This window comes from Otoolea muris (assembly GCF_943193115.1).
In the GTDB taxonomy this organism is placed as follows: domain Bacteria; phylum Bacillota; class Clostridia; order Lachnospirales; family Lachnospiraceae; genus Otoolea; species Otoolea muris.
In genome coordinates this window covers 219405-240181 of sequence record NZ_CALPCY010000001.1, presented here as the reverse complement: position 1 = coordinate 240181, position 20777 = coordinate 219405, and the positions used below count along the sequence as shown (strand labels likewise).

The following is a 20777-nucleotide window of genomic DNA, read 5'->3' as shown; positions in this document are numbered from 1 at the left end:
CAACGGAAAAATAGAAAGAAAATCAATCAGGACAGGAAACGGGAAGCCGGGTTTTGTGTGCGGGGTTTTTTAACGTCCGTTGTCAGACCCCGTTGTCAGGCTCCCACCTGCCCGGCAGCACACGACACACGCCCGGACGGAGCCGTCCGGGTATCTTTATGGAGGTAAATGCCTATGGCAAAACAAGCAGACCGCCCGGCGCAGAGCCGGAACAAAAAGAAAAAGGTGCAGTTTATCGTGTCCCGTGAGTTTGCGGGCAGCCAGACCATGCAGGAAGCTTTTGAGCAGCTTATCGAGAGGCAGACCTGTGAGCGGTTCGAGGAATGGCAGAAACGGCAGGCAGGCTAAAGGGCGGAAACCGGAGAAAAACCGGGAATCTTGCAGAAAACAGTTGAACAAATGGCGGGGGCATGGTATTATCATGGTATCGTGTCCCTGTTCATAGAAGGAGAAGCCTATGAGCAGGAAAAATCATCTATCGAATCAGAAAATAACCGCCCTCTATTGCAGGATTTCCCTTGATGACGGCAGCCAGAATGAAAGCATGAGCATCTCCAGCCAAGACGGGATTTGTCAAGGATATTTTCGCCCAAAAACTCACAAAAAACAATTTCTATCACTGGCGTGAATATCATCTCTGTTAGTTGAAGCAAAAAACCAATAGAAATCAGCATTTCCTCCTGCAATCGCAGGAGGAAATCTTGCGTTTAGGGATTAGTCGTGTTATAATAAGCAGCAGAAATCTTCAAATCGGCACATTCCCAGAAAAGGGAGGTTCATTCATGGCTATCAGTTACAAAAAATTATGGAAACTGTTGATTGACAAGGATATGAAGAAAAAAGACTTGCAACAATTAGCGGGAATCAGCGCGGCATCCGTTACGAAGCTCGGCAAAAATGAAAATGTAAATACGGAAATCATTGAAAAAATCTGCACAGCCCTAAGATGTGATGTCTGTGATATTATGGAAATGGTAGAAGAACAGTGAATCAGTTTTACGGAATATGAGTTTTGAAACAAGGATAAATCTGCTGTAAGTCGGAAGACGCCGGTCTCCGTGAGAAGGGAATTAAAGACGCATGGACAATCAAATTCACAATACAATCGTAAGCTTTATATGGGGAATTGCGGATGACTGCCTGCGCGATGTGTATGTGCGTGGAAAATATCGTGATGTCATTTTACCGATGACAGTAATCCGCCGCTTGGATGCCTTGCTTGAGGACAGCAAAGAGGCTGTTCTTGATATGAAGAAAAAGCTGGATGCAGCCAAAATCGATAATCAATGGCCGGCACTGTGCAATGCGGCAGGGCAGGCATTCTGTAACGCCTCCCCGTTCCGCCTGCGCGACCTCACCAGCCGCGCAAAGAAGCAAACGCTAAAGGCCGACTTTGAGGCTTACCTGGACGGTTTCTCCCCTAATGTGCAGGAGATTTTGGAGAAGTTCAAGTTCCGCAATCAGATTGATACGATGATTGAGGCTGATATTTTGGGGGCAGTTATTGAGAAATTTATTTCGCCAGATATCAACCTCTCTCCGAAGCCAGTCTATAAAGACGATGCACAGACTATAGTGAAGCATCCCGGACTTGACAACCACGGCATGGGGACAATTTTTGAGGAGTTGATTCGCAAATTCAACGAGGAAAACAACGAGGAGGCAGGCGAACACTGGACGCCCCGCGATGTCGTTGAATTGATGGCAGATCTTGTCTTTATGCCGATTGCGAATCAAATCAAGGACGCCACCTATTCCTGTTATGATGGCGCCTGCGGGACAGGCGGTATGCTTACTGTCGCGCAGGACCGGCTTCTGACGATTGCCCGGCAGTATGGAAAGAATGTATCTATTCATTTGTTCGGACAGGAAGTGAACCCCGAAACATATGCAATCTGCAAGGCGGATATGCTGCTCAAAGGTGATGGGGAACAGGCGGAACATATCAGTTATGGCTCTACGCTTTCCTTGGACGGAAACGCCACAAGGCAGTTTGATTTCATGCTGTCCAATCCGCCTTACGGGAAAAGCTGGAAGGTTGACGCAGAAAAGATGGGCGGCAAAAAGGAAATTCTGGATATCCGGTTTAATGCCTATCTTGAAGGTGGAGAACAGATGGCCATGATCCCTCGGACAAGCGATGGTCAACTGCTGTTCCTTTTGAACAATGTGGCAAAAATGAAAAAGGATACTCCGCTGGGCAGCCGCATTGCCGAGGTACATAACGGCTCGTCCATTTTCACGGGGGACGCCGGCAGTGGGGAAAGCAACGCCCGCCGCTATCTGATTGAAAACGACTTGGTTGAGGCTATCATCGCACTGCCGGAGAATATGTTCTACAACACAGGAATTGGGACATTCATTTGGATTCTGTCCAACCGGAAGGAGGAACGCCGCAAAGGGAAAATTCAACTGATTGACGCAACTGCCATGAAATCCCCGCTCCGCAAAAATATGGGCAAGAAGAATTGTGAAATCACATCGGAAATCCGAAGTGAAATCGTCCGCATTTTTACGGAGATGGAGCAAAGCAAAGTCAGCATGATTTTTGATAATGAGGAGTTTGGCTACTGGTCTGTCACAGTGGAACGGCCTCTGCGTCTGCGCATATATCCTGACAGAGAAATTCCTGCCGATTTATTCAAGAAAGCGGATGAGTTTGCGGCGGTGCAAAGTGCTGTTGCCGAGGCTGCAAAAAACGCACCTCTGGATGACTGGACAGCATTTGCCAAAGCCACAAAGCTGAAAGCCGCTACCTTGAAGAAAATCCGCCCCTTCATCACAGAGAAGGATGCCATTACACAGCCCATCGAGGGGGAGCCGAATGTTGACCTGCGGGATACGGAGAACATTCCGTTTACCTATGACGGCGGCATTGATGCCTTTATGAAAAATGAAGTGCTGCCATATGCCCCAGATGCCTATGTAGACGAAAAGAAAACGCAGATTGGCTATGAAATCAGTTTTACTAAGTATTTCTATAAGCCGGTGGAACTGCGCCCAATGGAGGAAATTTTAGAGAGCCTGAAAGCTCTTGAACGGGAAGCGGATGGCATGATGGCGGAGATTATGGAGGGGATACAATGAAACCATACCCCGATTATTTCATAACACCGCTTCCATGGTTGCCTAATATACCAGCCCACTGGGAACTGGTGCGTAATAAAAATATTTTTGAGGAAACTAAAGATGTGGTTGGCGATGATATAGATGCATATCCTTTACTTTCCTTGACAACAAAAGGGATAATACTCCGCGATGTGGCATCTGGAAAAGGCAAATTTCCCAAGGATTTTAACACATACAAGATTGTCAAGCCAGGAGACATGGCATTTTGCTTGTTTGACATTGATGAAACCCCGCGCACTGTCGGGCTTTCCCAATATAATGGTATGTTGACTGGCGCATATACAATATTTCATGTTGCAAATATCAATCCGCACTATGCCTACTACTATTATTTGTCACTTGATAATGTGAAGGCAATGCGGCCACTGTATAGCGGCTTAAGGAAAACCATTAACACAGGAACATTCCTTAGCTGTAAATTGCCTCTTCCTCCTCGTCCCGAACAGGATCAGATTGTGCGGTTTTTGGATTGGAAGGTTTCGAGTATCAACAAGTTGATTGGCGTTAATCAGAAGCAGATAGAATGTCTAAATGAAAAACTCCTTACGGTGGTAAATGATTTATTAACACATGGAGTCAAACAAAATCGAGCCTATATGAAGACAAACATGGACTGGGCATCCGAAATTCCACTTGAATGGGAAATAAGTCGTGTAAGAAATCATTTTGAAATACTTAAACGCATAGCAGGTTCAGAGGGGTTTGATGTCTTCTCTGTTACACAACAAGGACTTAAAGTGCGTAATATAAACCTTTATGAAGGGCAGTTGGCTGCTAACTATTCTGGGTATCAATTCGTATATCCCGGCGAGTTTGCTATGAACCATATGGATTTACTTACCGGGGGCGTTGGCATCGCGGATCATCTTGGAGTAACAAGCCCCGACTATCGTGTGTTTAGACTGTTTGATGAAGAACGGTGTTATGCGGCATATTACCTCAAGATATTTCAACTGTGCTATCGCCGCCATGCTTTTTACCGTTTTGGGCGAGGTGCTGCTAATGTAGGAAGATGGCGTTTGCCAGCAAGTGTATTTAAGAATTTCGAGATTCCGCTTCCTCCTTATGATGAGCAAATTGAGATTGTCCGAGCAATTGAAATTGAGGAACATAAAATCAAAACAGTTATTGATTGTTTACAGCAAGAGATTGATGTCCTCAAGGAATTTAAGAAGCGCTTGATTGCCGATGTTGTCACCGGAAAAATTGATGTCCGTGGTATTGAGATTCCAGAGTATGATCTTGTGGAGGAAGATAGTGATGGGGAAAGCGAGGAAAATACTGAGTCAATGGAAGGAGAAATGGATGAAGAATAGGTTGTCAAAATGGTGGTTTTTGGTTGTCCTTGCGGTTCCATTCATTCTCATGTTTTGTCTGCATATAGGGATTGCTTTGGGTAACTATTTCGGTATCAACATCAATGTGCCGAATGTAGATGCCTCAACATGGTTTGTTTTTTGCGGCAGTTACCTGGGCGGTACAATGACCCTTGCCGGGGTGATGGTTACATTGAGACATGAGCGTGGTATTCATCAATATGAAAAAGCGATGGAGATCATTGAAAAAGAAAGGGACGGACTGGGAAAAGTGATTTGCGAATTGAACCTGTTTGCACCCAGCATCCTTTATCAGCGGTTCAACTCTTTACGCATTACAAGCACAGGATACAATCCTGTTGAAGTGGCTGCTATTCGGCAGCAGTTAGCAGAGGAAATGCAAAAAATCAATACTGTAAAGCTGAAAGCAATGTTTTTTACAGATATTTATGCAATCCCGTCCGGATGTTCAACGTGTAAAAATTCATGCAGAATTCCAACAGTCTTGCCGGAATTTCAAAAGACATACGAAAAAATTAGCAATCGGATTTTCACTGTATTGGAAATGATTGATTCTTATATAGCCGTTTGCGACAAAAATGCAATAAAGCGAGCTTTGATCATGAATTGTCAAGAACTAAATCAACAACTGCAATCATGTGGACAACCACCGAAATACGGGGAAACTGAACTAAAGGGATACGAGAGTGAGATTATCAATGTGGAGTCTCGGCAAAATGATATCATTGCGGCATTAACTGAAATCAGCAAATATAGCCAGGCCGAAATTCCGCAGCTTAATGCATTGGCAAGAGAATATATCGCCACAAAACAACAAAACGCTTATAAGAATTGTTTCCCAGCCAAGGAGGGGTAATAAAATGACTGACCTTAACCTAACTCCTTATGAGGACATCTATTCTGAAATAAAGGAAACCCTCCTGCTGTCGCGCAATCAGGCGTACAGCGCGGTCAACTTTGCGATGGTACAAGCCTATTGGCAGATTGGGCGCATCATCGTAGAGTATGAGCAAAACGGCAATGCGCGGGCTGATTATGGAAAATCTGTCTTGCAGGAGTTATCCAGCCGTTTGACCAAGGACTTCGGCAAGGGCTTTTCTGTGCGGACATTGCAGCAGATGAAGAAATTTTATGTGATGTTTCCAAATACGAACGCACTGCGTTCGCAATTGACCTGGACGCACTATCGCCTCCTGCTGTCGGTGGAAAATGAGCAGGCAAGAAAATGGTATATGGACGAGGCCATCGCCTCCGCATGGTCGAGCCGTCAACTGGAAAGGCAGATTTCTACCCTATACTATGAGCGGCTTCTTGCAAGCAGAGACCAGGTATCTGTAAGGACCGAAGCTGTTGAACTCACAGCACCTTTATCTGCGGAAAATTTCATCAAAGACCCATATGTGTTGGAATTTCTTGATTTGAAAGATTACCCGGCCCTACGGGAGTCTGATTTGGAACAGGCATTGATTGATAAATTGCAGGAATTTCTGTTGGAGTTGGGACGTGGTTTCTGTTTTGTAGCCAGACAGAAGCTGATGCGCTATGAAGATGAAGATTTTTACCTTGACCTTGTATTTTACCACAGTATCCTGAAATGCCATGTGCTGATTGACTTGAAAATCGGGAAATTGACCCACGGCGACATTGGCCAGATGGACAGCTATATCCGAATGTTTGATGCGCTATATAAAAATGAAGATGACAATCCTACTATAGGTATCATACTGTGTTCTCAGAAGAATGAGGCAATCGTCAAATACTCTGTTCTGAATGATGCTCAACAAGTTTTTGCTTCACGTTATCGTTTTGCCCTACCCACTGCTGAGGAATTGCAGCGTGAAATTGAAGCTGAGCGCAAGCGGATTGAAGAACAGGAGGGATAACTATGCCAGGATTTACAAACACAAAAGAAAGCGGTTTAGAGGCCCTCATTGTAAAATGGCTGGTTGAGCAGAACGGTTATGAAGAAGGGACTAACGCCGATTATAATAAAGAATATGCGATTGATGAACCCCGCCTTTTTCGATTTTTGCAGGATACCCAGCCCTCACAGATGGGTAAGCTGGGTGTGTTTCAGTCCGAGCAGAAAAGGCGTCAGTTTCTGAACCGCCTCCAGGGTGAGTTGGTCAAACGCGGTATTGTAGATGTTCTGCGCAATGGCATTAAAGTGTACCCGGTTGACCTCATTATGTTCTATCTCACCCCGACCGAAAACAACGAAAAAGCGAGGGAAATGTTCCGGAAGAATATTTTCAGCGTGACGCGCCAGCTCCGCTATTCTCAGGACGCAGGCAAGCTGGCTCTTGACCTGTGCTTATTTATCAATGGATTGCCTGTCATCACCTTTGAACTCAAAAACCAGCTTACAAAGCAAAATGTGGATGATGCTGTCCAGCAGTACAAGGATGACCGTGATCCGCGAGAGATGCTGTTCCAGTTCAAACGCTGCATGGTGCATCTGGCCGTGGATGACGCCCGCATCAAATTCTGCACTCGTCTTGCGGGCAAAGACAGTTGGTTTCTGCCTTTCGATAAGGGATACAACGATGGAGCGGGAAATCCACCGAATCCCATTGGCTTGATGACCGATTATCTGTGGAAAGATATCCTAACAAAAGAAAAACTAACGTTGATTATTGAGAACTATGCTCAGGTCGTTATTGAGGTGGATGAGGATACCAAAAAGAAAAAAGAGAAGCAAATTTTTCCACGATATCATCAGTTGGATGTGGTTACAAAGCTTCTTAGCGATGTGCGGGAAAACGGTGTCGGGCGTAAATACCTGATCCAGCACAGTGCGGGAAGCGGCAAGTCCAACTCTATCGCATGGCTTGCCCATCAATTAATTGGACTTGAACAGAATGGGCGTCCGATGCTGGACTCTGTCATTGTAGTCACTGACCGCCGTATCCTCGATAAACAGATCAGGGATACCATCAAGCAGTTTATGCAGATCAGCAATACTGTGGCCTGGGCAGAACACTCCGGCGATCTTACCAAAGCCATCACAGACGGCAAGCGCATCATTGTTACCACGATTGAGAAATTCCCATACATTGTTCCGCAGATTGGAGCCGCTCACAAAGAGAATCGTTTCGCTATTATCATTGATGAGGCGCATTCCGGGCAGAGCGGGCGCAACTCCGCGCAGATGAATCTTGCCCTCTCCGGGCTTGCCTCGGATGATGAGATGGACAACGAGGACAAAATCAACGCTATGATGGAAGGGCGTAAGCTGCTGAATAATGCCAGCTATTTTGCCTTTACGGCCACACCGAAGAATAAGACATTGGAGACTTTCGGCATACTTGTTGTGGATGAATACGGAACTCCTATATTGAATGACAAGGGCGAATTGCAGCATAAGCCATTTCACGTCTACACGATGAAGCAAGCTATCCAGGAGGGATTCATCTTGGATGTATTGCGGAATTACACACCTATCGACAGTTTCTACAGACTAATGAAGACTGTCGAGGACGATCCGATGTTTGACAAAAAGCGCGCCCAGAAGAAACTCCGTAATTTTGTGGAGAGCGACAGCTATACCATAGCGAAGAAGGCCGCTATGATGGTTGACCACTTCCATGAACAGGTTATCGCTAAGGGAAAAGTTGGCGGGCAGGCCCGCGCTATGGTTGTGACTGCCAGTATTCCGCGATGCATCGAATATTATTATGCGATCAACAAGTGTCTTTCTGAAAGACACAGCCCCTATAAAACTATTATTGCTTTCTCTGGTGAGTGTAAGTACAACGGTCAGGAACAGCCGTTGACCTCGGCAGGCATGAATGGATTCCCGGACTCTAAGATACCAAAGACCTTTAAGGCGGATCCGTATCGCATCCTGATTGTTGCGGATATGTTTCAGACCGGCTTTGATGAACCCCTGCTTCACACGATGTATGTGGATAAGATGCTCTATGACATCAAAGCGGTACAGACCCTTTCAAGGCTGAACCGTTGTCATCCAAAGAAGTACGACACCTTCGTTTTGGATTTCGCTAATAAACCGGAAATTATTGAAGAGTCCTTCTCCCGCTACTATCGTACCACGATTTTGTCCGGCGAGACTGACCCCAACAAACTCTATGATCTTGTGGCAACGATGGAAGGGGATCAGGTATATTCTGGCGATGATGTAGAACACCTGGTTAACCTGTATTTGAATGGCGCAGACCGTGATGAGCTTGATCCTACGCTGGACGCCTGCACAGCGATTTATATGCAGCTGGAAACGGACGACCAGATCAAGTTCAAAAGCGCGGCAAAAGCGTTCTGCCGTACATATGGATTCCTCGGCGCGATTCTTCCCTATGGCAATGCGGATTGGGAACGGCTTTCCATTTTCCTCAATCTGCTGATACCAAAACTGCCTTCTCCCCGCGAGGACGATTGGTCGCAGGGCATCCTTGAGGCAATCGATTTGGAAAGCTATCGCAATGAGGCGCGTGAGTCAATGTCCATCAAACTGGAAGATTCCGATTCCGAGGTTGCGCCAGTCCCCGCTGGCAAGGTCGGTCACATTATCGAGCCGGAGATGGATTTACTTTCTGTTATTCTGTCTGATTTCAACGATATGTTTGGCAATATCAACTGGAACGATGCAGATAATGTGCGCCGACAGATTCTCGAAATTCCTGCTATGGTTTCCAGGGATGAGAAATATCAGAATGCCATGAAGAACTCTGATGAACAGAGTGCAAGACTTGAAAGTGAGCGGGCTTTGCAGCAGGTCATCTTCGCTATCATGGCTGATAATATGGAATTGTTCAAACAGTTTCAGGATAATCCCTCATTCAAGAAATGGCTTTCCGATCTTGTATTTAATCTTACCTACAACAAAGAAGGAAAGCCTTATGAAGCACCACCACAGAAACATAAGTCCATCGTTTATAACTTCGAGCCACAACAGGAAGCTCAGATGGTAGCAGAGGAGCAAACGCCTTACGGAGAAAAAAGTGAATAGTCCAAAGTTCATATAGGCGGGTGTGCGCTACTTGGCAAGCAGTGCCTTTGTTCCCACAAAGGCTCGAAACTGCGGTTCCCGGCGTTGCCGGAAACCGCAGTTTCTGCTTGTTGGGGCCGTACCCCAAACCCTGTGAACAGCCCCGTTGCCGGGGCTGGCTGCGCGTTCGGTTCCCGAACGCTGTTGCTCCTGCTCCGCAGGAACAGGTGGGGCTTGCACCCTCCTACAAAGCGGAAGATAGCAGTCCCGCACTTCGCCGCCATCATCGAATAGCGGCAAGACTGGCAAGGGTCTGTCTGGACAATTCCCATATCTCGTCCAGGCGTTTCTGCAAATCCTCAATGTCCACAGCATAGATGCTCCCGGTTTCGTTCGCCCGCTTTGCGTACTGGTTCAGATTATTCGTGCATCGTTGGAGCATGGAAACAAGCTGGCGCACATCCTGCAAATCCAGCCGGATACAAATTCCGTCCAGCGCCATCTTGCGGACATAGGCGCTCATGGTCAGAATACCGGCATCCTCCATCTTGAGTTTTATCCGCTCCTTGTCCTCCGGCGAAATACGGATTTTCAATTCTTCGTTCAACCTGCTCATAATTTTTTGCTTCCTCCCATCGCAAATACAATCAGCCGTTTTTGATTTTTGGCATCATGCCGCAAGTCAGATTTTCAAAAATATGGCCGGACACAGGAGGCAAAATCCCATGTCCGGCACATATTCCGTGTTTCCGTTACAGATAGTGGTGGTATCATATTCTGTCCGCACCACTAATCCCGTGGTTTTCGTTACGGTTAGTGGTGGTGTTCAATTTGAACACCACCAACAGCCGTAACATTCTAAGCCTTTTTCGTTACGGATAATCGAATGATACTTCTTTGCACTTGATTATCTGTAACGGTTGTTCTCTATTCCGTTACGATTGAGGTAAGTGGCCTTTTTGACCACATACCTTACCCGTAACGCTCTGGCGGTAAGCCCGCTGGCGGCAGGCATTGGAGCAGTAGACCGCATCCGACCGCTTGGGCGTGAAGGTCTTTCCGCAGCCCTTGCATACCCGGTTTTGCCGTCTTTCCAGCCGCCGCTGCTTCAAGTCCTTCTGATAGCCGCGATTTCCGCACAGGTGGTAATAGCAGTATTTCTTGGTTTCAATCAATGTGTAGAAATCCCGTCCACAGCCCTTACAGATGATTTTCCGTACAATGGAATTTGGTCTTATACCAGCGATTTTTTCTTCATACCACTGTTTCAGCGTTTCCTGATTTTCGTATTCCCAATCGCAGTTCCACATGGAATTATCCCTTTCTTCCATAGGACAGGCGGGCCAAAAATATCTGACCCGCCCCATCATCGTGTTTATACGATTTCTGCTTCCTGTTCCTCTGCCCACTTCTGCCGATACCGCATTTTACTGTGCGCTTTCCTCTGGCAAGCCTCACAGCAGTATTTCACATCGCTTCTGGTGGTGGTAAATGCTTTCCCGCAGTTCCCGCAGACACATTCATGGCTCCTGCCTGCCGCCGCTTCCTGTCGGTAGGATTTCGCCCGGCAGTTCGAGCCGCAGAACAGAGTATTCGACCGCGTGGATTCAAATTCTTCCCCACAGCATTTGCAGACCAGCTTGAACGGCTGGCCGACTGCGTGTTCGCCGGCCATGATCTTCTGATAGCGTTCCCGGCTCTTGACCCGATGCCTGTGCAAGGCAGCCTGCCGCTTTTCTTCCTCCGGCGTCAACTCCGGGGCGGGGAGGTCGAACCGCCCAATGAATTTCAGATAAATGTCTACTTGTTGCGTCCGGTCGCCGTTTATCTTTTCCGGGGCATGGACGATGATCTTTTCGATAAACTCGTTTATCATCGGCGTGGTCAGTTCCGAGAAATCCGTGCACTTCTTTGCCAGGGCAAGGAAGCGTTCCACATTGGCGGTGTCTTGCTCGAAGCTGTCCAGAGCCGCTTCCGCCTCCGTGACAGACTGGCAGAGTGCAGTCTGCTCCTGTTCATACCCGGCAAGGAGAGTGTCAAAGCGTTCCTCTCCGATGCGCCCCACCGCGTAGGATTCGTACAACTTCTTGATGATGGTGTCCAGTTCCTCACAGCGCCGCTTGTCCTTGTTCAGCTTGCGCTTCAAATCTTTTGCCGCCTGCGCCTGCCGGACTTCGGACGCCGCCCGGACCTTCTGGATAAACTCGGCCTCGTTGGAAATGGCGTAGGTGCTGGCCGCCCGGATAGTTTCCAGAATCAGCGTCCGCAGTGCTTTGGTGGAGATGTGGTGATTGCTGCAAGCCGTGTCATGGGACTGACGAGCCAGGGTGTAGGTAGAGCAATCGAACCAGTCCGACGAATAAGGCTTGGCGGCGGTTCCCCGTGAGCGGTGGTTATACAGCTTCGCGCCGCAGTCGGCGCAGTAGAGAAGCCCGGTCAGGGGATTGGCCTCGCCGATGGTGTCGTGGCGGCGGGGCGTTTTCCGCAGTTTCTGGGCAAGCTCCCAGGTCTCCTTATCCACGATAGCCTCATGGGTGTCTTCAAAAATCAGCCAGTCCTCCGGCGAATGGACAACGGCTCGCTTATCTTTGTAGGATTCTTTGTGGGTGCGGAAGTTGACCGTATGGCCCATATACTCCGGCTTGGAAAGTATCTGCCCCACTGCGAAGCCGTTCCAGCTATAAGGCCGGGGGATGTCCTCCCTGCTTTTCCAGACGCCTCGGCCCTGTCTGGCGAAATAGGCGGCAGGCGTCTCGATTTTCTCCTCGCAGAGCATTGTGGCGATCTCATATGGCCCGTGGCCCTCGATGGTAAGCTGGAAGATGTGCCGCACAACAGCGGCGGCCTCCTCATCAACCAGCCAGTGGTATTTGTCGTTGGGGTCTTTCTTGTAGCCGTAGATAGCGCAGTTGGTGGTGGGCTTGCCGGACTCGCCCTTGACCCGGATGGCGATGAAGCGCACTCCGAATTTGCGAAAGAGGACTTCCGTATAGAAACCGGTTTGCAGATAATCTCTGCCGATTCTGCTCATGTCCTTGGTGAGTACCAGAGCCACTTTCCCAGCCTCGATGTCGGCCACCAGCCGTTTCCACGCCGGCCTGTCGAAGTTGCCGCCCGACCATCCGTCATCGGTGTAATGGACGATATTGGAAAAGCTGTGCTGAGCAGCGTAGCCCTCCAGGTATTTTTTCTGATTCACGATCGAATTACTGTCCCCAGCAGATTCATCATCACGAGAGAGTCTCTCGTATAAAGCCGTGATTTTCTTTTCAGCCTGCGTTGAGCTCATTATGCGCTCCTTTCAGACTGACGGCTCATTTGTGGTGCATCCATCATACCACGTTCTCCACCGTTTTGCAGCCCCTCATTGCGGATCATCCGCAGAATTTTTTCTTCCATCGTCTCACCGCCGTTGTCGGAAAAGACCACTTTCACCTTGTAGGTGGTGGAGCCGATACGCCGGGTCATATACTGGCAGTTCTGATTGTCGTTGTTTTTCGTCATGGTGTCCTTTCTCATATCATTGAAACTCAAAAACAGAAATTTCTGATATGGGAAGCCGTTTCCCCGAAGCAGTTCCTGGCAGGCATATCCCTTTGCTGGTGCTGTGCCGTTGTGTCTCACCCTCGGTACGCTCGCTTTCGGTCATGGCATACTTTTCCGGCGTGATAGCTGCTTGGACGGTCGTTCAGTTGTCAATCACACCACCTTTCTGCTTCTGGATTTTTGGTTATGTATGAGAAAGGAAAAGCAGATACAAAAAACCGCCCACGGATTTTTCCGCAGTCGGTTATGTATCTGCCAAATGAAATATGTGTACTATATAGACATCAAATATTCAGTTTAAATATGAACTCATTATAATCCAAACATTCGTTCTTGTCAAGCCCTGCCGAAGAAAATTTTTGAGGGAGGCGGCGAATAGGCGGTCAGCGATGGTACAAATGCAAAGGAAAAACTCCCGCAAGGTTCCGCCCATAGAGGGAGCCTTGCGGAAGCCTGTACACTCTTGCGCTGGTGCAAATGCCGGGTGAAAGTCATGTATAAATCAGTTCTCGCTTGATACTTTCCTCGGCGCGGTTTACAATGCTATTCATGGCCTTGACCCATTCCCACTGTGATCGGCGCTTCAAGTCCTCAGTCACGCCCTCGGCGGCCATCTGCCTGATGATGAGCCGATAGCGATCCTGCGCCTGCTCGTCCAGGTCGGCAAGGTAGTTGTGCAGCTTGCCTGTCAAAATCAGGTGGTTGAGCAGAAGCGGATTCGTTTCCTCCAGATACGCCCGGTGCATCCGCCCCCACTTCCCGATGGGGCGGTCATCGTCCTCCGGCAGTCCAATAGCCGGGATGTAGTAGTCCCCGGCAAGGACATAATCAAGGCCGATTGCCTCGTCATGGATGCTCAGTTTCAATTCCTCCATAGCGTTCCTCCGTCATTTCAAAAGTTTTCGGTAGCGGCTACCAATAATGCGATATGGGCTTTATCTCCTTTCCTACAACCGCAAGTCCTATTCACCACAAATGAGCCGCAGTCATATGTATTTGGTGGCAGAAACCACCCTCTACATATTAACTCTCAGAAACTTATGCTCAAAGATTACGCTGAAAAGAACGGTATGCCCCGGTACGAGTATTACGTGGACGACGGGTATACAGGAAGGAATTTCAACCGCCCTTCGTTTAAGCGTCTGATTGCCGACATTGAAGCGGGGAAAATCGGCTGCGTGATAACCAAAGACCTTTCAAGGCTTGGGAGGAACTATATTGAAGCGGGCAGTTATATCGAAATCTTTTTCCCGAAACACAATGTAAGGTATATAGCGGTCACGGACGGCGTGGACAGCCTGACAAGGCAGGAAATGGATATAACGCCGTTCAAAAATATCCTGAATGATATGTACAGCCGGGATATTTCAAAGAAAGTGCTGGCCGGGCGCATGACACGCTCCCGTCAGGGGAAGTTTTGCGGCGGGCAGCCGCCCCTTGGCTTGATGCGTGACCCGGAGGAAAGGGGACACCTTATCCTTGACCCGGACACTGCGCCGACTATCCGAAGAATCTATGACCTTGCCTTAAACGGCTGGGGGTGTATGCGGATAGCCAAACAGCTTATGGAGGATAAAATCCCCATCACACGGGTAAAAAGCAATACGGAATGTGACGTGAATTATTATTCGTGGGGGAGCGCAAGGATTAGCCATATCCTGCGGAACCCGTTTTACAAGGGCGCACATCTTGTCTGCCGGACGCACCAGAAAGGAATCCGCTCCAACACCTATGACATCATTCCCCGTGAGGAATGGGAAGTGCTTGAGGGCTGCCATGAAGCTATCGTAAGCCCGGAGGACTGGGAAAAGGTGCAGGAACTCATTGACCGCCGCCCGCCTATCATGGAGGGGAACGCTTGCCCCTTCTACAACCTGTTCCACGGCATTATCTACTGTGCCACCTGTGGGAAGTCCATGCAGGTACGCTATGAGAAGGTGGGCAGAACCGGGAAGAACCGCTTTACCGGCGGGGAACGGGAGCCGATAGACAAGGCGTATTATATCTGCCAGACGTATAACCGGCTTGGGAAGGATGCCTGCACCAGCCATAAGGTGGAAGCGAGGGATTTGTACAACCTTGTGCTGAAGGATATTCAGGAACTTGCGGCAATGGCGTTGAAAGACGTGGAATCGTTCTACCAGCGGATCAGCAGCCGCATGGAGCGGCGGTATCTGGCGGACGCTTCGGAGATGGAGAAGGAACGGGAGCGGCTGGAAGCAAGGAACCGGGAGATTGACGATATGTTCCTGAACCTGTATACCGACAAGGCAAAGGGAATCCTGTCCGAGCAGCGGTTTGTGAAGCTGACGGCGGCAATGGAGCGGGAACAGGAGGAAAACCAGAAGCAGCTTAAAGAACTGGCACTCTCCCTGCGCCGCTCCAACGAGCAGGAAAGTGATGTCCGCACCTTTATCCGGGAAATCAGGCAGTACGCCGCAGTCCGGGAACTGGACGAGGGTATCTTAAACCGCCTTATCAGCCGGATTCTGGTGGGGGAGGTGAAAAAGGTTGACGGGGAGAAATTTCAGGAAATCAAAATCATTTATAACTTTGTCGGGGAGATACCGGCGGTAACAGAATAACGGCAATGCCCTTCTCTCTTTTTGGGGGAAGGGTTTTCTTTTTGCCCGTACACGAAAAAGAAGCCGGGTTCCCTATTCTCCGGCTTCCAGAAAAAACTGGGATTTATTTGATAGGTGTCCCAATGCGTTTATCCAATCTCCATTGTGGTGCCATTCCATCATCGGCATAATATTCGTCCATTGCTGTAATTTTATCGTTTTTTGTTTGAATAAACGAAGTCACATGAAAAGAAATACTTCTATCTTTGGGATAGATACGAACAACTGTAATAATTAAATCATTCACAATTTCTACTCTTTCAACGAGTCCGTCCCATTCTCCGGGGTACTCACAATTCGCAACAATATATTCATCCACCGTAAAATGCTCGTTGGTGCAATGCCAATTTACATAGGCTTCTGCATGAAAGTATTTTCTAATTTCTCTTTCATCTTGGGCAAGAACGGCTTTCCAAAATTGTTCTATATTCATAATTTTCTCCTTTAAATTGCGATTTCCCAGTATGTCAAACTGGAAATGGTTGAGAAAGACACTATATTGAAATCCAAAATCTTTGAATAATGCCACTTTTACTTAATCCCACTGTATCAACAATTTCATTTTCCATCACTCCACCGTTTTTAATAATCGTCCTTTGCGAAGCTACATTTCGCTTATCGCAGGTTACTAAAACCTTGCTTTCTCCAAACGCACGGCAAAAAGGTAAAACTAATCCCAGCATTTCAGACGCATAACCTTTTCGTCTTTCTGACGGACGAACACTATATCCAATATTACCCCCAAAATTTTTGAGAAAATCCGATAATGGGTGTCGAAAATCAATCATACCAACAACAAAATCGTCTTTTCGCCTTACCGCTAAAAACACTTCTGATGGAACATATCCGCTTTTATATTTTTCTCTTAATCTTCTCTCAAAGTCAATCCACTCATCAAATGATTGGACATCTTCAAGACCTGCACAACCATCAAAACTATCTCCACATTGTAACATTTCTTCTTTATATGACATGACTTGTTTTGCATATAGTTTAGATGGCCTAACCAACATCAATTCACGCATCACATTCATCCTCACAAATTTGAATTTATCTATACAAGGAAATACAATACCTCTCTTATATCTTTCCCACTGATATTATCATCCCGAAATACTTCTGAATAAATAAATCCGTTTTTTTCATAAAATTTTCTTGCTCTATGATTATCCTCCAAAACCCATAAAAGCACTTTACTAAATCCGCATTGTTTTAATTCTTTAATACACTTGTTAAGCAATAACCTACCGTATCCTTTTCCAATGTAATCAGGCAAAAAATATATGGAAACGATTTCTCCATATTCGCTGTATTTTTCCCATCTTGATTTACAGAAACTTGCAGTACCTATAAGACGCCCATGTTCTATCAGAACAAGGTTATTCATACCAATTTTATTGATACTATTAGCCCATTGCCCCGTTGGAATACTATTAAGATAGTTTTGAGGAATAATGTTTTTATATGCGTATTTCCAACTACTTTCATATATTTTGCTTATTTCAAGAGGATTATCATCTTTGGTGATGTATCTAATCTCCATTTCAACAACTCCTTAAATACCGATTTGTTCAAATCTATAAACTGGAATCTATCTATTTTCCATAATCAATTCTTTGCACTTCCATTCCTCACCCAGAATACAATATCTTTCTGTTGTATCAAGAACTACGTCGCTAAAACCGACTGCCTTATAACAGTAATAAGCTGGAAGATTATTCTCAAAAACACCCAATGATACTTTTTTTGCTCCATATATTTCAAATGCAAATTTTAGACCTAACTGGAGCATAGCTTTTCCATAGCCTTTTCCTCTCTTGTGAGGATTTATAATAACAAATCCAAAGCGTAATTCATCCAAAGATTCATCAGGATTCCTTAGTGTAAAAAAACCAACAATTCCAGTTTCATCAAATGCAGTAAACGGCATTAGAGATTCAACAAAGCAAAATTCATTTTGTGTTATTGGGTAATTACCAAGTACACCTGCTGTCCATTGATAAAATGCTTTTTCATCTTGACACCACGATAATATCGTATCTACATCCGAAGCTTTATATGGTCTTATTCTAATCATATATTTTCCCTCGCAAATTTGAATTATAGCAATCGGCTAACCAAATTAAATGCTGTGACTGCATAAACAAAAATTGCTACTCCGCCAAAAATAGCAGCATCTGTTTTCGATTTTTTATCATAGCATTCTTTCGCATTTAATGACATAACTAATCCCATAAACACAAACATAATAGGTAACGTTATATCATAAGGCAGTAATTTCATCAATCCAATAGAACCAAAAACAACTGTCAGAACCGAAAATACTATTTTCCAAATACGCATATATATTTCTCCTTATATTCTGATTTGCTATAGTTTAGCACATTTATAGAACATCTACAAGATTCCGTGTATGAAAAAGCAAAAGGAATGAATTCTTCACTTGACAATGTGTCAAAGAGCTTATGAGCCAAGATGAGATTGCAGTCATGGACGGAGGGAAGTGCATCATGCAGCTTAGAGGGGTAAGACCTTTTTTCTCCAATAAGTTTGACATCACAAAGCATAAGCAGTACCGCCTTCTGTCCGATTTTGATGACAAGAACGCCTTAGACATCGAAAAATATGTAAAGAACCTGTGTAAAGCGAAAGTCAGGGACAATGACACCGTTGATGAGGTGGAGGATGCAGGCGTGATTGAAGCATGACAACTGAATATTGAAAAACTGAATATGGAACCCGTCAACCAGCTACAAAACTTTTGGACAAAAAGTCCAGAAGTGGAACGGAGTTTTGAATGTACTTGGGAAAGGACAAAAACAAAGCGCCCGGCACAGCCAATCGCCAAACTGAATGTGCCGGATGCCCGCAGGGTTCTTCCCAAAGGATTGCCCTGTCTTTATTTTACCATAAGGCAGGGCATTTTAACATGAAAAACTCTTTCAGAAACCAGACAAAAACTATTTTTGAGAAAGAAAGAGGTAGAAACATGGCATTTTTACAACAGCGGTAACAGGTGTAAATTGTGAGTAAAGTGAAAAATGGGAAGAATAAGCAAAGTGAAAATCTGGTGTATGTAGATAGCCCTCATAAAAGAAACATGGTAAAATCTTAGAAGAAACGAGGTAAATCAATATGGAAAAGCAGGTTTATATCACAGAGGAAGAACGGGCAAAGTGCCAAAAGGTGGCGTATGCGTTTGCGGAGCTGTATGAAATGGAAAATATCGTAGTGCTTGATGCGGGCAGATATGGTTTTGTGGAATTGAAATATTATAAGCCGCCGTATGGATTTGAAGAAGATGCAACCTTTACGGACAGCAGGGTATTGTTTGATGCGCTTTGGCAGGAATGGTTTAATACAACACTATATCTGACAGCAAAGGAAATGAAGTTAGATGATATTCTCTATGGGGAAGTATTCAGCCGCCTTTCAAAAGAAAAACAATCGGCAATTATCGGGAGAAAAGCTGACTTCGCACAAAAGGCAGGTATAACTCTATAAAATGAGTTTTACGAAAAGAAAACACTCTATGTAGAGGATAAAAAAGATTAGAAAGGCTCTGTGTACGATAATATGCAGGGCTTTTTGCTTTTGGACATAATGTCTAAAAGTTATAAAAAGGGAATGAATGAGATGGATTCCGTAGGCGTAGTAGCATTGTGGAAAAGTGTATAACTGCCTATTTTATGGAGTTGTGGGTAACTATGTTTGCAGGACGTGGGAAAGCTGCACTTTGCTTTTCCATGTGCTGTGAATATAGTTATCCATAACGGAATAGGCAGTTATACACTTTTCCATGATGCGATTTTGTAATATGTTCACGGTCTGGGATTGCTCGAGAAGTATATGTTAGTTTTATAGCCTTCATGCAGTCTGCTCTCTACGTCGATTGTTCCGTGATGTGCTTCAATAATCTGCCGTACTAAGAGAAGTCCTAAACCATGACGAAGATCTAAGCGGTCATCGATACTTTCCATGTAATGTGGTTTGTTTTTCAGTTCTTCTAACTTTTCAGCAGAAATACCAATACCATTATCCTGAACGGTTAAAAGCAGTCTGTTTTCTGTTATTTGCAGTGACAAAGTAATTATGCAGCCTTTGGGATTGCTGTGAATGCTGTTTTGAACCAGATTATTTACGGCTCGTGTAATCAGTTTTGTATCACATTCTATCATGCTGTTTTCGGAGTCAGGAGAAATATTTACCTCTAAAGAATAGGACTCCGATAGACCGCTGTTTATCAGGTCTATCGCGTAGGAACGTAATAGTTTTGAAAGCCGGGTATTTTCTTTCTGTAGAGGCTGCATTTCATATTCAAGCTTTGACACGAGATTCAAGTCCTGCACTAAATTTTTTATTTTGATACTTTGCCGGGATATAACGGCAGCCTGTTCCTTAATTTGGTTGCTGGCATTTTTGTCATTAACAATTCTATCCGCATATCCCATAATCATGGATAACGGAGTGCGAATGTCATGGGATACACCGCTGATCCAATTTGCCCGTGCGGTGTTTTGGCGGCTGATGATATTGGATGCTTTATTTATACTGTCAGCTATTTCTGACAGTTCTCCGCTTACAGAAAGGTTGATGCTTTTCCCTTCTGACAAGGTTGCAATCGAGGATATAATTGGCTCTGTATTTTTGCTGATTTTCGCTTTAGAACGTGAATAGGCGAGAAACAGAACCAGCAGGTCGAATACAAGGATGCCGAGAAAAAAGAGAGGGATTTTACGAACCGTATCAATGGGATAATAATTGCTGGTAATTTTCATATAGCTGTTTTGGGGATAACCAATAACTAATAAGCCGTTTTCATCACTCCATACAAATACGGGATAGTCTTTCAAATATCCTCTAGAAAATATTGCAATATCCTGAATGGAATATTCAGTTGGAATTTCCTCTGGTAAATTCACAGTCCAATTGCAGGAGCCTTCTGTATTCAGATACATTGCCCATAAAAAGTTGGTTATTAACATTCTTTCTGCCTCGTCCGTTATGCCGTTGGAAGAGGAAGCTGCCGCCACTTCCTTTAGCATATTCTGTGGAGAGGTACTTCCAAAGTTTTTTGATACTGCACTGTAAAATGTAAAAGCGAATGCAGCTATGTTCAACACAACAAGAGATGAAATAAGTCCAATAAAAGACAGTAAATGTTTTGAAATATATTTGCTGAATACTTTCATG

21 protein-coding genes and 1 pseudogene are annotated in these 20777 nt (G+C 45.6%); 11 read left to right on the top strand and 11 right to left on the bottom strand.

From position 1 onward, the window contains the following. The first annotated feature begins 174 nt into the window (after positions 1 to 174). The 8 genes from NFS31_RS01195 to NFS31_RS01160 all read left to right on the top strand — a co-directional run bounded on the left by NFS31_RS01195 (position 175) and on the right by NFS31_RS01160 (position 9435). Complete coding sequence (locus NFS31_RS01195) at positions 175 to 348, top strand: hypothetical protein (RefSeq protein WP_004054174.1); 174 nt, start codon at positions 175 to 177, stop codon at positions 346 to 348. A gap of 109 nt (positions 349 to 457) precedes the next feature. Next, on the top strand, positions 458 to 628 hold the full coding sequence (locus NFS31_RS28450) for a recombinase family protein (RefSeq protein WP_251490735.1): 171 nt from the start codon (positions 458 to 460) through the stop codon (positions 626 to 628). A 154-nt stretch (positions 629 to 782) separates the two neighbouring features. After that, a complete protein-coding gene (locus tag NFS31_RS01185; protein ID WP_251490991.1) occupies positions 783 to 989 on the top strand; it encodes a helix-turn-helix domain-containing protein in 207 nt (68 codons plus the stop codon). A 91-nt stretch (positions 990 to 1080) separates the two neighbouring features. Next, positions 1081 to 3087, top strand: coding sequence for a type I restriction-modification system subunit M (locus NFS31_RS01180; RefSeq protein ID WP_251490733.1), 2007 nt, complete (start codon positions 1081 to 1083; stop codon positions 3085 to 3087). Then, positions 3084 to 4445: a restriction endonuclease subunit S gene (locus NFS31_RS01175; RefSeq protein ID WP_251490730.1), complete on the top strand. Its 1362-nt coding sequence runs from the start codon at positions 3084 to 3086 to the stop codon at positions 4443 to 4445. Before NFS31_RS01180 ends, NFS31_RS01175 begins: the two co-directional genes overlap by 4 nt. Continuing rightward, positions 4435 to 5322 (top strand): hypothetical protein, encoded by an 888-nt coding sequence (locus tag NFS31_RS01170; protein WP_251490727.1) that lies wholly within the window; start codon positions 4435 to 4437, stop codon positions 5320 to 5322. Before NFS31_RS01175 ends, NFS31_RS01170 begins: the two co-directional genes overlap by 11 nt. A gap of 4 nt (positions 5323 to 5326) precedes the next feature. Next, positions 5327 to 6349, top strand: a complete 1023-nt coding sequence (locus NFS31_RS01165) for a PDDEXK nuclease domain-containing protein (RefSeq protein WP_251490724.1) — start codon at positions 5327 to 5329, stop codon at positions 6347 to 6349. A gap of 2 nt (positions 6350 to 6351) precedes the next feature. Beyond that, positions 6352 to 9435, top strand: coding sequence for a type I restriction endonuclease subunit R (locus NFS31_RS01160; protein ID WP_251490721.1), 3084 nt, complete (start codon positions 6352 to 6354; stop codon positions 9433 to 9435). Between the two features lie 262 nt (positions 9436 to 9697). On the opposite strand, the gene NFS31_RS01155 is transcribed toward NFS31_RS01160, so the two are convergent. The 5 genes from NFS31_RS01155 to NFS31_RS01135 all read right to left on the bottom strand — a co-directional run bounded on the left by NFS31_RS01155 (position 9698) and on the right by NFS31_RS01135 (position 13835). Then, positions 9698 to 10030, bottom strand: coding sequence for a plasmid mobilization protein (locus NFS31_RS01155; RefSeq protein ID WP_251490718.1), 333 nt, complete (start codon positions 10028 to 10030; stop codon positions 9698 to 9700). A gap of 319 nt (positions 10031 to 10349) precedes the next feature. Beyond that, positions 10350 to 10724, bottom strand: coding sequence for a hypothetical protein (locus NFS31_RS01150; protein WP_251490715.1), 375 nt, complete (start codon positions 10722 to 10724; stop codon positions 10350 to 10352). 65 nt (positions 10725 to 10789) lie between these two features. Beyond that, complete coding sequence (locus NFS31_RS01145) at positions 10790 to 12703, bottom strand: recombinase family protein (RefSeq protein ID WP_251490713.1); 1914 nt, start codon at positions 12701 to 12703, stop codon at positions 10790 to 10792. Next, positions 12703 to 12918, bottom strand: a complete 216-nt coding sequence (locus NFS31_RS01140; RefSeq protein WP_251490710.1) for a transposon-encoded TnpW family protein — start codon at positions 12916 to 12918, stop codon at positions 12703 to 12705. Before NFS31_RS01140 ends, NFS31_RS01145 begins: the two co-directional genes overlap by 1 nt. 533 nt (positions 12919 to 13451) lie before the next feature. After that, positions 13452 to 13835: a TnpV protein gene (locus tag NFS31_RS01135; protein WP_251490706.1), complete on the bottom strand. Its 384-nt coding sequence runs from the start codon at positions 13833 to 13835 to the stop codon at positions 13452 to 13454. A 165-nt stretch (positions 13836 to 14000) separates the two neighbouring features. On the opposite strand from NFS31_RS01135, the gene NFS31_RS01130 reads away from it, so the two are divergent. Then, positions 14001 to 15545, top strand: coding sequence for a recombinase family protein (locus tag NFS31_RS01130; RefSeq protein WP_251490703.1), 1545 nt, complete (start codon positions 14001 to 14003; stop codon positions 15543 to 15545). Positions 15546 to 15648: 103 nt separating this feature from the next. On the opposite strand, the gene NFS31_RS01125 is transcribed toward NFS31_RS01130, so the two are convergent. The 5 genes from NFS31_RS01125 to NFS31_RS01105 all read right to left on the bottom strand — a co-directional run bounded on the left by NFS31_RS01125 (position 15649) and on the right by NFS31_RS01105 (position 17927). Continuing rightward, on the bottom strand, positions 15649 to 16017 hold the full coding sequence (locus tag NFS31_RS01125) for a hypothetical protein (RefSeq protein WP_016286587.1): 369 nt from the start codon (positions 16015 to 16017) through the stop codon (positions 15649 to 15651). A 61-nt stretch (positions 16018 to 16078) separates the two neighbouring features. Then, a complete protein-coding gene (locus NFS31_RS01120; protein WP_016284634.1) occupies positions 16079 to 16609 on the bottom strand; it encodes a GNAT family N-acetyltransferase in 531 nt (176 codons plus the stop codon). 29 nt (positions 16610 to 16638) lie between these two features. Then, positions 16639 to 17127, bottom strand: a complete 489-nt coding sequence (locus NFS31_RS01115) for a GNAT family N-acetyltransferase (RefSeq protein WP_120412421.1) — start codon at positions 17125 to 17127, stop codon at positions 16639 to 16641. A gap of 48 nt (positions 17128 to 17175) precedes the next feature. Beyond that, positions 17176 to 17661 carry a GNAT family N-acetyltransferase gene (locus NFS31_RS01110; protein WP_004604839.1) on the bottom strand — a complete coding sequence of 162 codons (486 nt, stop codon included), beginning with the start codon at positions 17659 to 17661 and terminating at the stop codon, positions 17176 to 17178. Positions 17662 to 17684: 23 nt separating this feature from the next. Beyond that, entirely contained in the window at positions 17685 to 17927 is a 243-nt protein-coding gene (locus NFS31_RS01105; RefSeq protein WP_004604838.1) for a hypothetical protein, read from the bottom strand. Positions 17928 to 18040: 113 nt separating this feature from the next. On the opposite strand from NFS31_RS01105, the pseudogene NFS31_RS01100 reads away from it, so the two are divergent. Continuing rightward, positions 18041 to 18292 (top strand): annotated as a pseudogene (locus tag NFS31_RS01100) (VirD4-like conjugal transfer protein, CD1115 family); the annotation flags it as partial. A 427-nt stretch (positions 18293 to 18719) separates the two neighbouring features. After that, complete coding sequence (locus NFS31_RS01095) at positions 18720 to 19088, top strand: hypothetical protein (RefSeq protein WP_251490700.1); 369 nt, start codon at positions 18720 to 18722, stop codon at positions 19086 to 19088. A gap of 317 nt (positions 19089 to 19405) precedes the next feature. On the opposite strand, the gene NFS31_RS01090 is transcribed toward NFS31_RS01095, so the two are convergent. Beyond that, a complete protein-coding gene (locus NFS31_RS01090; protein WP_251490697.1) occupies positions 19406 to 20776 on the bottom strand; it encodes a sensor histidine kinase in 1371 nt (456 codons plus the stop codon). Between the last annotated feature and the right edge of the window lies 1 nt (position 20777).